At 51.6% G+C, this 13,542-nt stretch carries 12 protein-coding genes and 4 tRNA genes; 4 read left to right on the top strand and 12 right to left on the bottom strand.

What is annotated here, in order from left to right:
• Positions 1-39: 39 nt before the first annotated feature.
• Entirely contained in the window at positions 40-417 is a 378-nt protein-coding gene (locus tag KXU80_RS00635; RefSeq protein WP_219836395.1) for a hypothetical protein, read from the bottom strand.
• A 270-nt stretch (positions 418-687) separates the two neighbouring features.
• Between KXU80_RS00635 and KXU80_RS00630 the strand changes: the two genes are divergently transcribed.
• Positions 688-763: transfer RNA gene (locus KXU80_RS00630), tRNA-Val, on the top strand.
• A 317-nt stretch (positions 764-1,080) separates the two neighbouring features.
• Here the strand turns inward: KXU80_RS00630 and KXU80_RS00625 are convergent.
• Positions 1,081-1,623 carry a DapH/DapD/GlmU-related protein gene (locus tag KXU80_RS00625; protein ID WP_219836394.1) on the bottom strand — a complete coding sequence of 181 codons (543 nt, stop codon included), beginning with the start codon at positions 1,621-1,623 and terminating at the stop codon, positions 1,081-1,083.
• Positions 1,624-1,814: 191 nt separating this feature from the next.
• On the opposite strand from KXU80_RS00625, the gene KXU80_RS00620 reads away from it, so the two are divergent.
• The 3 genes from KXU80_RS00620 (at position 1,815) to KXU80_RS00610 (ending at position 3,755) form a co-directional block, all read left to right on the top strand.
• A complete protein-coding gene (locus tag KXU80_RS00620; RefSeq protein WP_219836393.1) occupies positions 1,815-1,991 on the top strand; it encodes a YjfB family protein in 177 nt (58 codons plus the stop codon).
• 317 nt (positions 1,992-2,308) lie between these two features.
• Positions 2,309-2,647, top strand: coding sequence for a L,D-transpeptidase (locus KXU80_RS00615; RefSeq protein ID WP_219836392.1), 339 nt, complete (start codon positions 2,309-2,311; stop codon positions 2,645-2,647).
• Positions 2,648-2,753: 106 nt separating this feature from the next.
• On the top strand, positions 2,754-3,755 hold the full coding sequence (locus tag KXU80_RS00610; RefSeq protein ID WP_219836391.1) for an S-layer homology domain-containing protein: 1,002 nt from the start codon (positions 2,754-2,756) through the stop codon (positions 3,753-3,755).
• 89 nt (positions 3,756-3,844) lie between these two features.
• Here KXU80_RS00610 and KXU80_RS00605 read toward each other — a convergent pair whose 3' ends face one another.
• The 10 genes from KXU80_RS00605 to KXU80_RS00560 all read right to left on the bottom strand — a co-directional run bounded on the left by KXU80_RS00605 (position 3,845) and on the right by KXU80_RS00560 (position 13,342).
• Positions 3,845-4,672: an SPL family radical SAM protein gene (locus KXU80_RS00605; RefSeq protein WP_219836390.1), complete on the bottom strand. Its 828-nt coding sequence runs from the start codon at positions 4,670-4,672 to the stop codon at positions 3,845-3,847.
• 7 nt (positions 4,673-4,679) lie between these two features.
• Entirely contained in the window at positions 4,680-5,387 is a 708-nt protein-coding gene (gene ung / locus KXU80_RS00600) for a uracil-DNA glycosylase (RefSeq protein WP_219836389.1), read from the bottom strand.
• 119 nt (positions 5,388-5,506) lie between these two features.
• Positions 5,507-5,592, bottom strand: a tRNA-Leu gene (locus KXU80_RS00595).
• A 21-nt stretch (positions 5,593-5,613) separates the two neighbouring features.
• Positions 5,614-5,690: transfer RNA gene (locus tag KXU80_RS00590), tRNA-Ile, on the bottom strand.
• Positions 5,691-5,711: 21 nt separating this feature from the next.
• Positions 5,712-5,788 (bottom strand) — tRNA-Met (locus KXU80_RS00585).
• Between the two features lie 421 nt (positions 5,789-6,209).
• Positions 6,210-7,763 (bottom strand): ABC transporter substrate-binding protein, encoded by a 1,554-nt coding sequence (locus KXU80_RS00580; protein WP_258171189.1) that lies wholly within the window; start codon positions 7,761-7,763, stop codon positions 6,210-6,212.
• A 4-nt stretch (positions 7,764-7,767) separates the two neighbouring features.
• Positions 7,768-8,646 (bottom strand): ABC transporter ATP-binding protein, encoded by an 879-nt coding sequence (locus KXU80_RS00575; RefSeq protein WP_219836388.1) that lies wholly within the window; start codon positions 8,644-8,646, stop codon positions 7,768-7,770.
• Positions 8,647-8,652: 6 nt separating this feature from the next.
• The gene (locus tag KXU80_RS00570; RefSeq protein ID WP_219836387.1) at positions 8,653-11,577 is read right to left on the bottom strand and encodes an ABC transporter permease; all 2,925 of its coding nucleotides are present in this window, start codon (positions 11,575-11,577) and stop codon (positions 8,653-8,655) included.
• Between the two features lie 3 nt (positions 11,578-11,580).
• Positions 11,581-12,669: an efflux RND transporter periplasmic adaptor subunit gene (locus KXU80_RS00565; RefSeq protein ID WP_219836386.1), complete on the bottom strand. Its 1,089-nt coding sequence runs from the start codon at positions 12,667-12,669 to the stop codon at positions 11,581-11,583.
• On the bottom strand, positions 12,635-13,342 hold the full coding sequence (locus KXU80_RS00560; RefSeq protein ID WP_258171395.1) for an ABC transporter ATP-binding protein: 708 nt from the start codon (positions 13,340-13,342) through the stop codon (positions 12,635-12,637). The genes KXU80_RS00565 and KXU80_RS00560 overlap by 35 nt, the downstream gene beginning before the upstream one ends.
• Positions 13,343-13,542: the final 200 nt, after the last annotated feature.

Here is a 13,542-nt window from a genome sequence, read left to right as displayed (position 1 = left end):
AAAAAAGTCCGGCCGCGTATGCGCAACCGGACCGGCTTATTAATTATCGTTGTGCAAAGGCGGCTTCTGCTGATCGATGCCGAGTTGACCAGGTAATTTCGGTACTAAATCATGCGGTTTATCTGTTGGTTCATAGACGTCGCTAAATACGGAGCGATCCTGCGGGTAAACAGAATTCATCACGCTGTTGACGAATCCAGCTTTCTGGACGGACACCTCAACAGACGAGTTAGTCGGCAAACAACCCGTACACAGTAATAAACTTAATCCCGTTAATGCTATTTTTCTCATCGATACCACTCCCGAATGTGTGAAAGCAACTGTTGGAAATAGTATACCCGCTGTGCTGGAAACCAAACCCATTCTGACGGTTGCTAGTGCTTCCCTCCCGCTTCCGGAGGCAGCTTTCTCTTCCATACGAATTCCTCATCATATGCTCTGCTGTCATGGATGACCATTCTGGCTACATATACGCAAACTGTACCGACAATACTGAACAGTCCAACCAGCCACACCGCCAAATGGGCAGCTTCCTTCACTAGACAACCCGCCTCTCCATGGTTCACCGCTTGAATACACCTTATGCAGGACTAAGTAGATTTAGAATATTTTTTTATGATAAAAGGTTGACTTCTCCATTTCAGTTTGATATATTATTTCTTGTCACTAACGAGTTCTAATTCACATGATCTGGTAGCTCAGCTGGGAGAGCACTATCTTGACAGGGTAGGGGTCACAGGTTCGAACCCTGTCCAGATCACCATAATTACAAGTGATAAAGCCTGAGAAATCAAGGCTTTTTTTATTTTATTATACCACTCGGGTTTTGTGTATGAATTAGCGTGATACGAATTTGATACAAGGGTTTAACCTGTAATCCTCGTTTTGATTCGGTAGATAGAATTCGAATGGCCTCCGAAAGCTCCGTTTTTTCTCCATCTTTATAGCGACAATTCCAACAATAACGCCTAAAGAACAATAATGACCTTCAATGCGAAGATGCAAAAAGCGGAAAGAGTTAGCTGCTCTTTCCGCTTTTTGCATCTTTTTTGAACTTATGCTGAAATCTCCACATGCTATTCATTCAACGAATCCTATGCCCGCACGAAGCTTTTCTATCATGATTTCCTTTTGCTCACTTGTGATATTGCCGGTTACCGTCCATGTTTGATCAAATGTAGGACTTTCCGACATTCTCTTTCTATTCTTCTCTAAATAATTTGCTGCCGTGTCGACGACGGCATTGCCAACAAATAACGAGTTATCGGGGATATCTTTGGCTACGATACTACCGGCGGCTATGATGACATCGTTACCGATTTTCACATTTGGGAGAATGATGCTGCCAGCACCGACAAACACGCGGTCTCCAATATGGATGAGTCCGATTTTTGTATAATTTAAATGCGTTTTAGTGCTTGCATCATGTGCGATAATATGAACTCTAGGGGCAAGAGTTACGTCATCTCCGATCGTTATCAAGAAGCAGTGAGAGTAGTCGATAATACATTCCGGGCGTCGATTAAAATTTTTTCCGACTTTCAATCCCATATTGATTAGATGTTCGGTTGGAACTTCTCCTCTTAACTTCCAACGAATTCGCTGCACTAATTTAGTTATCACATCTAGTCCCCCAATTCGTTAATCACACAAATGAATCGCCCTATTTTAGCATATTTTAACTATTTCTGTCGATGAACTGTCTATCGGTTATCCTATATCTACTCGTTAATCTCTCGTCCTTCACCTCTTTAGACAACCTGGTAATAATCCGATAACCTATATGTCAGCTACACCAGAGAGGAGGAACCCGCATGGATATCGCATCGCTTTCGACATCCTTGTCTCAGAGCAATTTAGCACAAGCGGTTGGCATCAGCGTACTTAAGATCGCCAAGGACCAGTCCGAACAGCAAGGCCAGCAGTTCGTTCAAATGTTGGAACGCAGCGTACAGCCGAATTTGGGCGGTAATTTCGACGTCCGCGTCTAGTTTAACCTGCCAGAAGAAGGAGGCTGATCCCTCCTTCTTTCTGTTTTTTGCCCGCAAATAAGGATGTTCTTTCGCACTACTTGAACGACAAGGACCACCGACTGCGCTGCAAATTCCTCTTTCCCACATTTCGGCAGCAATTCACCATCGACTAAACCCTTCCGCCGCTGACCATAATTAGTAGTGTTTAATCAATAAATCTAACTCGTAGCCGCAGAAGCTGTCAGCCGTTTACGATGCCTGTGCGCTGATCTCCAGCCAGAATCCAATCCCCTCCTCTTCAACGTTCATATGCTGGCAGGAAGGAGGGATTCCGTATGCCTAACTACCGAATTATCGTGGATTTATCCGACAGACAGCTGTATCTGCATGATGGCAATATCGTTATAAGAGGCTTTCCGGTCGGCATCGGCAAAATGTTAACGCGCACGCCTACTGGAAATTACGAGATTATCAATAAACAGCCGAATCCCGGAGGGCCCTTCGGCGTCTTGTGGATGGGCCTGTCTAAGCCGCATTACGGGATTCACGGCACCAACGATCCCGGCTCCATCGGCAGGGAAGTCTCCCACGGCTGCATTCGGATGTACAACGATGACGTACTTACGCTTGCTGCCCTTGTACCGATTCATACGAGAGTAACGATTAGACCCTAGCTGTCTGCGTTGAACGCACCGCTCTACTGCAACTTTTCAAGAGAAAGGTGCGTCTACATAAGGGAAAGGATACTACCAATTTTAGGTTAATAAGGAGTGTAGCAAGATGAAGAAACCATTATTGGCCGTCGGCATGATGTTGCTCTTGTTCATAGCCGTAACGCAATCTGTCTGGGCTTTTTCCGATACGAAAGATCATCCGAATGACGCAAAAATCTCCGAGCTTCAGAAGCTAGGTATTTTAACCGGAAGCAGCGGCGGCAAAGATGCCTTCCAGCCAAACGGGAAATTGACGTACGCAGCAGGCATCTCAATGATCGTAAAAGGGCTGAATCTGAACCTCGACGGCATCAACTTCTTTAAAGAACCGAAGGTAACCGACAGCTTCCCGAACATGAAGGATGATGCGTGGTACGCAGACGCCTTTATTATCGCAGCCATGAACGATCTCGATATACCGAGAGAAACAAAAGCCAATGCCGAGATGACCCGCGAGCAGTTCGCCCACCATCTGATCCAAGCGCTGCTTAGCAAGGGCGACTACGCGTTCGTCGATATGTATGCGGTGCTTCAGGACGAGAAGGATGTGAATCCCGACTATATGGGCAGTGTTCAGAAGCTTCTGATCACCGGCATCGCCAAGCTCGATGCGAAGCATAATTTCTATCCGAAAACATTGATTACGCGCGGAGATGCAGCAGGCTGGCTCTATGACACCATTTCTTTTGTCAAAGATACGCCTGCACAGCCGCCGATCGTAGATCCGGCTCCTTCCCCGTTCTTCGATATGAATCTGAGCGTCAAGCCGGTTAACGCCGATGTGAATGAAGTTACCGTCTCGGCCCAAGCACCGAATCCAGGCTATGGCATACGGATCGCTTCGATCTCCTTCGAAGGCGACCAAGCGATTATACACGTCGCACCGATTTATCCGGAAAAAGGTAAATTCTTTGCCCAAGTCATCACCACAGTCAAAGCCGTCACGTACGTCTCCTCCTCCTTGAAGCCTGTGCTTGGGGAAACCGGTGCCGGTTCTCCTCCCAATCCAGGCTCTGCGGTGAGCGGCTCTACGGGCATAATTGGCAGCGACGGCGATTCGCAGCGCTAATTCCCTATCGGCTTAAAAACTGCTGCATAAGTGAACAAATAACCAAAGCCCCCGAAGAAGATCTTCGGGGGCTTCCGTATGTGCTTTCATTACGGCATAAAACCTTCTTGCCCAAAATAAACACGGCCCTGCGGCATATGACGCTTCAGTTGGCCGACAAAATCATCCGCGGTCTTCGGCGTATACAACGCCTCTGCACCAAGTTCACGGTACCGCGCAGCCATATGCAGCTGCTCCGAGCGTTTGCCCCCGCTGCCGTCGCCTCGGAAGAAATCATCGACGACAACGCGCTCCACGGCTTCCGCCAGCTGTGCAGGGAAAGCTTCGCTGCAGGGCAGCAACGGCGAAACCGCGGCTTGCACGGGGACTCCAGCTCGCCGCAGCTCGCGGATTGCCCTGAGCCTCCCGGCAAGAGGCGGTGCCGAAGGTGTCAGCACTTTTCTAACGGACTCCAGATCGGTCTCGACTGTCATGCTGACGCGCACTCCTTCTCCAAGCTTCAGGAGTAAATCGACATCGCGGAGAACGAGCGGACTTCGCGTTTGAAGCAGCAGAAACTGAGGAGGTGCTTCAGCTATGATCTCCAGAAGGCGACGCGTAATGCGTGCCTGGTACTCCTCCGGTTGATAGGGATCAGTCGCCGAAGACATGAATACCGTTACATCCCCTTTGCGGAGCGCTCGATGCCATTCATTACGGAACTGCTCCCCATCAAACGACTTCGGCTCCACCCATTCACCCCATGGCTTGCCCTTGAACAAAGCAATCGGCATTCGACGCACGTAGCAGTAAGAACAACCGAACGCGCAGCCGACATAAGGATTGAGTGTATAAGCATATCCGGTCAAATATCCGGAGGCCGGCGTCAACCAGCGTACGGGTTTCTTCTTGCCGACGCCCGGTAGAATAGTAGTCATCTCATCATCATTTCCCAGCCGCCGCTGCTTCAAGCTCCGCTAACGGAGGAATCCGCCAGTCGATCGGAGTCTCTTGCACGCTTTGCAGCCATGCATTGACTTTGGAGAACGGCCGGCTGCCGAAGAAGCCTCGACGCGCCGAGAGTGGACTAGGATGCGGCGATTCCAATACCCGGTGGCGGGTTGAATCGATTGCTGCCGCTTTCTCCTGGGCATGCTTTCCCCACAGGACAAAGGCGATAGGACGTTCCCTCTTGTTCAACTCTGCAATGACAGCATCGGTAAACCGTTCCCAGCCGATTCCTTGATGGGACGCTGCCTCTCCTTCCCGAACTGTCAGCACATTGTTCAGAAGCAGCACGCCTTGTTGTGCCCACGGAACCAGGCAGCCATGATCTGGTACAGAATAACCAAGATCGGCATGCAGTTCATTGTAAATGTTCTTCAGCGAAGGCGGCGTCTTCACGCCCGGAAGCACGGAGAAGCTAAGGCCATGCGCTTGTCCCGGACCGTGGTAGGGATCTTGGCCGAGGATGACGACCTTCACATCCGCGTAGGACGTATAATGAAGCGCGTTGAAGATAGCAGGCTGAGCCGGGTATATCGTTTGCTCCTCGTACGCTTGCGTTAAACACTGCAGGAGCCCGTGAAAATACGGCTTATCTAACTCGCTTCGCAGCACGTTTTTCCAATCATTCATTAAGCTCGGTTTCATATCCTATCATCACCTCGGGAAAATAAAAACCTCCTTGACTGCAGTCTGAGTTGAATCAGAAGAGCAGATAAGGAGGCTTCGTGTTTCATATGGACAATGCAATTACTTGTACAAAAAAGTGCCGAGGACGGGAATCGAACCCGTACGGTGGTCACCCACCGCAGGATTTTAAGTCCTGTGCGTCTGCCAGTTCCGCCACCCCGGCATGTGGATTGATTGAGTAGAATGGTGGGCCCTGAGGGACTCGAACCCCCGACCAATCGGTTATGAGCCGACCGCTCTAACCAACTGAGCTAAGGGCCCTTACGATAATAATCGAAAGGTTGGTTGCGGGGGCAGGATTTGAACCTGCGGCCTTCGGGTTATGAGCCCGACGAGCTACCGAGCTGCTCCACCCCGCGATAACACCGATTCACATGCAATCATTCAATGGCGACAAGTATTAATATACAATATATATGAAGGATAAGTCAAGCAATAATTTACTATGGGAGGAATCGAACGCCATAACGTCCCTTCCGGGATTGAAATACTTCAATTTCCTGCGGGCATTCATATCCATATACCCACCAATCATTTTCCATCCGCTTCACCAGGCAGCCGGCTTGAAATTTGGTTTCATATAATCGTCCCCAATAGATCCACTTCATGCTTGATGCTCCCTTCATTCCGTTTCACTTAGATTACCCACTTTGGGAAGAAATAAGCATGCATAAGTGTCTCGAAATTGCTCGGCATCATAAATAAAGACCGCAGCAGCGCCAAGAGGCGCCGCTGCGATCTTTCCTTATATTTCTTGTGGAACTAGCCAAAGCTTCTAACTTAGCCCCCGTAATTAACGGCTGCGCCGCCTGCATTGCCGACGCCGATCGGACCGCCGCCTACGCCGTCAAGGGGACCATTAGGGTTTTCTTTGATTTTCTGCAGCAGGACATCGCCTTTGGTTTGCCATTCTTTAAGCGCCTGCTCAACCGATTTCTTCTTCTGCATGACTTCTTGGAAGAGCGGCTGTGCGATTTGCTGTACTTGATACAGATTCGGTCTGTCTTGGTACAATTTATCGATAGCCGGATCTTGAGCCGGTACCGGCTTCAGCGTATAGAACGCCGCAATGTTATAGTCCATGCCGTCCTTTGGTTTCAGGAACGATTTGCGCGAGACCATTTCATACGTGCTGCGGGATTTGAGCTTCGCCCATTCCTTGCTGTTGTTGAATTGGATGAAATCCCACGCATCCTCGCTGTTTTGCGCTTTCGCATTGATCGCCATCAGATTGTTCAAGTAGATGTTGCCGCCGACATCAGGCACTTCCGCGAACGTCGGCACGGTCACAACATCCCAGTCCACGTTCGGAAGCTTCGTGTTCTTCACCGCGGCATCCTTCGCTTTGGAAAGCTCGCTGATGTAATCATAGCCGCCGATCGTCATAGCAAGACGGCCGCTGATGAACAAATCGCCTTGGAACGGGTTGAAGGCTTCCTTCTTAATGCCTCCTCCGCCCATACCGCCGCCGTTGTTCACGTCTTCTTGCGTAGGGATGATCTTCGCTTGGTAAAGGTCTGCAATATCCGTCCAAACCTTCTTCCATTGCGGTGTATCGACGGTCATTTTCTCTGCTTTATTATCGAAGATTTTCAGCTGAAGCGGAGCCGAATACGTCTGGGAATCCCAGAATGGATCGCCAACGTAACGGTTGAAGGAGAAGCCGAATTTACGTTCCTTGCCTTCACCCTTCGCCACGCGCTTCGCCAAATTGATTATATCCGGCCATTGCATGCCGTCCTTCGGCGGTTCAACGCCTGCATCCGTAAAGAGCTTCTTATTGTAATAAAGTGCCGAGGAGCTGAATGTCGGCGTCAGAGCGTAGATGGACCCGTCTCCTGCGTCCTTGATTCCATCAATGACAGAAGGAACAAAATCATCGATATCGAACTCTTTATCCTGAATGATCGTATCCAGCTTAGTCAGCATATTATCCTGTGCGAGGCGTTTCAGATTGCCGGAATCGACAACCACGACATCGACAGGGTTTTTGCCGTTCAGCATGTCTTTAAGCTTCTCGTAAGGATCAGGTTGTTTCTTGTTCGGATCCGGCTCTTCGTAGCGCTGATCGTCATAATTGATTGCCGAGACAATCTCGATATCGATGTTGGGATGCAGCAATTCATACCCATCCGTAAACTGTTGGCGCAAATACTGCTCGTTATCGGAGTTGGAATACAAGAATCCGACGCGCAGCACGTGACGCTCCGCATCGCTGTTGCCGTCTCCCTTACTGCAGGCTGCGAGGCTGGAAGCCATTAATCCCGCGGTTACCGCCAGTGCCGACGCTTTAAGCACCATTTTCCCTTTTGAACGCATTGCAATCTTCTCCATCCGATTACCCCTCCAATGATTTGGGCGGCGAAATAATGATTCGCTCGCCGTCAAATTCCATCGATGCTTTATCTGTAATTTGTAAAGCCGTTAAATACGTTTTCGGGATTTGAAGCCTGCCGACGCGATCCACCACGACATATTCTTCATGCACCGCGCCTTGCTGCGACCCGGAAGGATGTTCGAACTCGTCATCCAAATTTGGATTGCGTTTAATAAATTCAGTGCTCGTAAGCCCATCTCGAATGGCGACGACGCGATCGACCTTATGCGCAAGCGTCAAATCATGCGTAACGATGACGATCGTAATGCCGATTTCCTTGTTCAGCCTGCGGAAAATATCCATGATGAGGTCCGAGGTCCGCGTGTCGACGGACCCCGTCGGCTCATCGGCAAGAAGCAGCTTTGGCCGATTGGACAACGAAATCGCAATCGCGACCCGCTGCTGCTCACCGCCCGAGAGCTGATGGAGCTTGTTATGCATCCGCTCCTTCAAGCCGACCCATTCGAGCAGCTGCTTCGCGTAGGCGCGGTCCAGCTTGGAGGAAAGCATCATCGGCATTTCCACATTCTCGAGCGCCGTCAGGTAAGGCAGCAGGTTGCGCGCATTGTTTTGCCAAATGAAGCCGACCGTTTCGCGTTTGTAGGAAACAAGCTGCTCATCGGTGATCTTGAGCAAATCCCACGGACCGACGCTGACGCTGCCGGCGGAAGGGCGGTCGAGACCGCCTAGAATGTTGAGCAGCGTCGACTTACCGCTTCCGCTGTTTCCGATGATCGCCATCATCTCCCCTTCACTTACATGAAGGTTCAAGCCTTGCAGCGCAACGACCTCGAGATCGTCCGATTTGTAAATTTTGACTAGCCCTTCGCATGTAATCATGACGCGTTACCGCTCCTCTCCCATCTTGACCGCCTGATGTACGCGGAGTCTGCGGATATGGGCCAGCAGCAGCACTGCGCCCATCAGCATCATGCAGGCAACAACGATATACAGCTGCGTCGTATCTTTGGAATCGAATACGACTCTAAACGGCGGAACCGAATTCGCAACGTTCTCGGTCGTCTGCAGAAACGGCAGAAACAGCAAGCTTGCGATTTTGCCGATCAGGATGCCGAGTCCGATGGACAGTCCAGCTGTAAAGATCTGCTCCAGAAGCAGCATGCCTGTCAGCTGCTTGCGCGACAACCCCATCGCTCGAAGCACGCCGAACTGCACGATCCTGCCGGATAAATTGAAGAACCAGAACAGGATGTATCCCGTCAGCGAGATAATGATTGAGACCAAGAAGCCAAGGCTCAGAATCCCGAAGACACCGCCGCGCGTAGGAAGCTTGGATTGCGCGGCCAACTCGATGCGAACGTCTTTTACATCGGCGAGCTCGATGCCTTTAGCCTCCAGCTGCTTCATGATCGGTCCGGTCAAGGCACCCGGTTTCATTTTCAGCCAAACCTCGTAAGGAATGATCGGTACCTGGTCATAGATATAGTCGAGATTTGCAATGATGAACGGCGACTGGTCCGGATATTGACTCGGCCAGTAAGGTACGATGCCGACGATTGCGAATTCCACCACGCCGTCCTGAAGTCCGGCACTGATCGTATCCCCAAGCTTCAGCTGATACTTCTTCGCGACATTAGATGGAATGATTGCAGCCTGTTCGTAGAGACCCAGATTGTTCAAGTATTGAAACGGATGATACGGAAACAAATCATTTCGGAACCAACCGACCTTGGAAAAATCGACATTATCGATGCCCATGACCGTGCCTTGGCCAATGGAACGACCCGATACGACGATGTTGCCTTTCGTCTGAAGAACACGGGCAGCGGCTTCGACGCCGTCCAAGCTCTTGAAGATTTCGAAAGGAGGCTCGGAATAGTTAATTCGCGTTGGAACCGACGTACCGCCGCCGTTTCCTCCGCCACCTTGGCCGCCGCCATTACCGTTGCCACCGCTTCCGCCGGAGCCATTGCCGCCACCGCCGGAACCTCCGTTTCCGCCGCCTTGATTGCCGCCTGAGTCGCTGCCGCCCGTATCGATAACTTCTGTTTTCCCTTCCCATACCGTCTGAACCACGACATCCGTACCGAATTTATAAAGTGTACGTTCCGTCGAGTTCATATCGATGGTCCGGGCAGCAGAAGCGTTATACACGCCGAGCCCCAGTGTCAGAATGAGCAGAATCATAAGCGGATAATAGCCCTTGGATGACCGAGATAGCTGCGTCAGCGTCAAGTAAAGCGGAACAGGCAGCAGCTTCTTCCCGAGCCAGTTGAACAGCTTCAGGAGCCATGGGAATATTCGCAGGAAGAACAATCCCATCGCGAAGATCGCCAGTGCCGGCACGAAGAACAAGAAAGGCTGCACATTGAGCTGATCCGTCGTCAAGTTGCTCTTTACCGAAATCATCTGACGTTCATTAAACAAATACCAGCCGTAACCGGCTACGCCGAGCAGCAGCACATCGCCGTACCAGCGCTGCCAGAGCGGCTTGCGGTCGGAACGGGCAATCTGCTTCTTGTAATCGACAATCGAAGCCTTCGCATAGATGACGGCAGGAATAATCGTCGCCATCAACGCGAGCACGACTGCGCCCAAGCCGGCCATAACGGCATCGGTGGAGAAGCCGACCGGCAGAGACTTACGGTTGACGAACTCCAGGAAGCCGTTGGCGGAGCCGATGCTCTTCGCCATGAACCACCCGATGAGCGGTCCGACTACGAGCGCGATGATGCCGAGCATCAAACCCTCCAAGAGATAGATGCCGATGATTTGGCGCGTCCCGGCACCTCGGCTTCGCAGCACGGCGATATCGCTCCGCTGTTTATCGAGCGCCTGTCTTGCATTCATCGCGATAAAATAGAACACCATCGCCAGCATCGGTGCCGCAAGCGTGAAGAGCAGCAGCTGCAGCTGAAGACTCTGCTTCTTGAACTCGCCGAGCAGCTTCGCGAAGGAGATTTCTACCCGCGTGTCTTTGAGCCGCTGGTAGAGATCGATATTAAGCCGGTCGAGCGTCTTGTTCAGCGAAGCCAGCTGGCTCGTTTGAATCTCCTTCAAATCGAAGGCATAGTACCAGCTCGCCGTGTGAATCGGAATTTTGCGATCCTTGAGAAGTCCTTGATGGAAGGCTTTATCTCCGATCGCGAGCGTGCCCATGGTCCCTTCAATACCTTGGTACCAGAAAGGATCTGTTTCCTTGAGCGGCTTGTAGGCACCCACGATTTTGACGCGCAGCGTGAGATTAAGCCCGCTGTAGATGGGATACTCGAACACATCGCCGATATGAATATCGTTGCGGTACATCGCTTCTTCCATAATAACGGCTTCGACCGTGTCGTTGTCGCCGACCGCGTCAGCGAACCAGCGGCCCTGCGTCAGCTCCGACTTCTTATCAAGGCCGGCCATCGTCGTAAGCGCCATGGTGCGCACTCGGCTTGCATCTACCTTCGTTGGATCCTCTGGTGTCAGCTCGCCGCTGCGAATCGATAAATTCTGCGCAAAGGTCGTGAACGGAAATCCGATCAAGGACGGAATATCGTCCTTAATGTAGCTCTCCACGGTATTCAGACCGTTCAGATCGGTCTTGTTTGACGTCTCCTGATAACGCATCAGCAGCGATCCTGCCGGCAAGCCGCCGCTCTCGTCTTTAAGCGACTGGGCTACAACCCGCTTCAGCGCTCCGTCCGCATACATCGGGATGCTGGTCGCAAAGGCAACGGCAATAATCAAGCCGGCAAGCGAGCTGAGCGTCATCCACCGCGTGTTCCACATTTTGCGGAACAGAAAGCGAAATAGCGGCATCCCCATAAGCTAGCGCCCTACGACTTTCTGCCCCGGTGTCAATCCTTTAAGGATTTCGACTTGCGTCGCCGTCTGTTGCCCGACTTCGACATCGACCTCGCGCTTGCCGTCTTTGTCGACGACTTGAACGTATGTGCGCGATCCGATGGAGCGAAGGGCCGAAGGCGGAATGACAATGGCATTCTCTTTGCGGTTCATGATGATCGAGATCGACAGCGGCGTACCGCGTGTGACGCCCTTAGGCAATTTATCCAGCTTAACCGTTAGAAAATCTTCCGGACGTTCAGGGCGCTGCGCGCCTCCATTACCTCCGTTGCCGCCATTCCCGCCATTGCCATTATTGCCGTTATCCTCTTGAACGACAGGCAGCTGAGAGACCTTGCCCGAGATTTGGCCGGCATTGTTGATGTCAACGACGACAGGCATCCCGACGGATACGCCCTGCAGTTCATCCTGCGTCATCAACGCGGCTGCGGTTAATTGGCTCGTATTGGCTATGATGCAGATGGGATCGTATGCCTTGACGAGATCCCCCTTCATGACATTCAGCGTCACGACCGTACCGGTAAACGGCGAGGTCAGAGCCGCTTTATCAATCTCTTCCTGGGACTCGACTAGCTTCTGCCGCTTCTCCTCGAAGGCGATCTTCGCGAGCTCGAATTCGATCGGATCCATCTCGTCTTTCTTGCGCAGCGTATCCTTCATTTGAAGCTCGTCGCGCTGAAATTGAAGCTTGTCGGAACGGAGCTGCTTGCGCATATCATCCACATCGAGGGAACCGATCGTCTGACCGGCCGTCACCTTTTGGCCGACCTTTACGTTCAGCTCCTTCAGACGTTTGCCGTCGAGGGTAAAATACAGCGTTTCTTCCTGCGTCGAGATCATTTTCCCGATGGCAGTCGTCTTCGTTTCAAGTGTCGCTGTCGTGACTTCGTACTCGGGCTTCTTCGAGATCTGCGGCGGCGCGATGGCCGGCAGCACTTCCTCGTTGTCTTCATTCGGCAGCAGCGAGCAGCCGCTCGACAATACCAGGGAAGCGCCGATTGCAATAACCGCCGCAGTCTTAAATGAATTTCCCGTCAACCATTTCGTAAACATGATCGGCAACCTCCAGAATCGTGGGATCGTGCGTGGTCATACAGATTGTAACTTGTTCAGTTCGAATGATCGTCTGGAAGACCGACATGATTTGGGCGGCCATCTGCGAGTCCAGCTCGGCCGTAGGTTCATCCGCCAGAAGCAGGCTGGGCCTGTGGGCGATCGCCTTCGCGATGGCAACGCGCTGCTGTTCGCCCCCGGAGAGCTCGAACGGCCGGTGATGCATCCGTTTGGACAGACCGACCAGTTCCAGACAGTGCTCGGCTCTTGCCTTCCATTGGCCGCCGGGAATGCCGGCCATGCGAAGCGATAATTCCACGTTCTCGTATGCAGATAGCAGCGGCATCAGTGCAAATGCCTGAAAGATAAAGCCCATCTGCTTGCGGCGAACCTTCGTCCGCTCATCGTCGCTCATGCTGTGAAACGGGAGATCCTGAAAGAAAATATGTCCCTTGGTCGGCTGATCCAGCCCGCCAATCATATTCAGCAGCGTTGTTTTGCCTGAGCCTGACCGCCCGCGCAGCATCACGAGCTGACGAGGCTTAAGCTCCATATTAATGCCCTTCAGCACATGCAGCGGCTGTCCGCCGACCTGGAACGTCCGTTCGACATCATTTACGGTGAGCAGCGTCTGACCGCTGTAGCTGGCATCTGTTCGTGTGGATTGCTCCATATGTACGCTTCCTTCGACAGCTTCGGCCACGGACTGCTTGTTTCTCCTCCATCCCATTACGGCTGCAGAGACCCCCTTCCTATGAGAAAACTTTAATATAGCTACCGTATAGACGGAGTTTAATGGTAAAAGGTTACGCTGTCCAGCGTCATTTTATATAAATAAATGTTAAAGAAGCTTCCGTTGCCCCCGCAGACAAA

The organism is Paenibacillus sp. R14(2021) (assembly GCF_019431355.1).
Taxonomy (GTDB): domain Bacteria; phylum Bacillota; class Bacilli; order Paenibacillales; family Paenibacillaceae; genus Paenibacillus_Z.
This window is presented reverse-complemented; position numbering and strand designations above follow the sequence as displayed.

What these genes read in the sequence shown, in the direction of transcription:
- KXU80_RS00635 (WP_219836395.1), bottom strand. Translation starts at nt 417, where the DNA reads ATGGAAGAGAAAGCTGCCTCCGGAAGCGGGAGGGAAGCACTAGCAACC.
- KXU80_RS00620 (WP_219836393.1), top strand. Translation starts at nt 1,815, where the DNA reads ATGGATATCGCATCGCTTTCGACATCCTTGTCTCAGAGCAATTTAGCA.
- KXU80_RS00615 (WP_219836392.1), top strand. Translation starts at nt 2,309, where the DNA reads ATGCCTAACTACCGAATTATCGTGGATTTATCCGACAGACAGCTGTAT.
- KXU80_RS00610 (WP_219836391.1), top strand. Translation starts at nt 2,754, where the DNA reads ATGAAGAAACCATTATTGGCCGTCGGCATGATGTTGCTCTTGTTCATA.
- KXU80_RS00605 (WP_219836390.1), bottom strand. Translation starts at nt 4,672, where the DNA reads ATGACTACTATTCTACCGGGCGTCGGCAAGAAGAAACCCGTACGCTGG.
- ung (WP_219836389.1), bottom strand. Translation starts at nt 5,387, where the DNA reads ATGAAACCGAGCTTAATGAATGATTGGAAAAACGTGCTGCGAAGCGAG.
- KXU80_RS00580 (WP_258171189.1), bottom strand. Translation starts at nt 7,763, where the DNA reads ATGGAGAAGATTGCAATGCGTTCAAAAGGGAAAATGGTGCTTAAAGCG.
- KXU80_RS00575 (WP_219836388.1), bottom strand. Translation starts at nt 8,646, where the DNA reads ATGATTACATGCGAAGGGCTAGTCAAAATTTACAAATCGGACGATCTC.
- KXU80_RS00570 (WP_219836387.1), bottom strand. Translation starts at nt 11,577, where the DNA reads ATGGGGATGCCGCTATTTCGCTTTCTGTTCCGCAAAATGTGGAACACG.
- KXU80_RS00565 (WP_219836386.1), bottom strand. Translation starts at nt 12,669, where the DNA reads ATGTTTACGAAATGGTTGACGGGAAATTCATTTAAGACTGCGGCGGTT.
- KXU80_RS00560 (WP_258171395.1), bottom strand. Translation starts at nt 13,342, where the DNA reads ATGGAGCAATCCACACGAACAGATGCCAGCTACAGCGGTCAGACGCTG.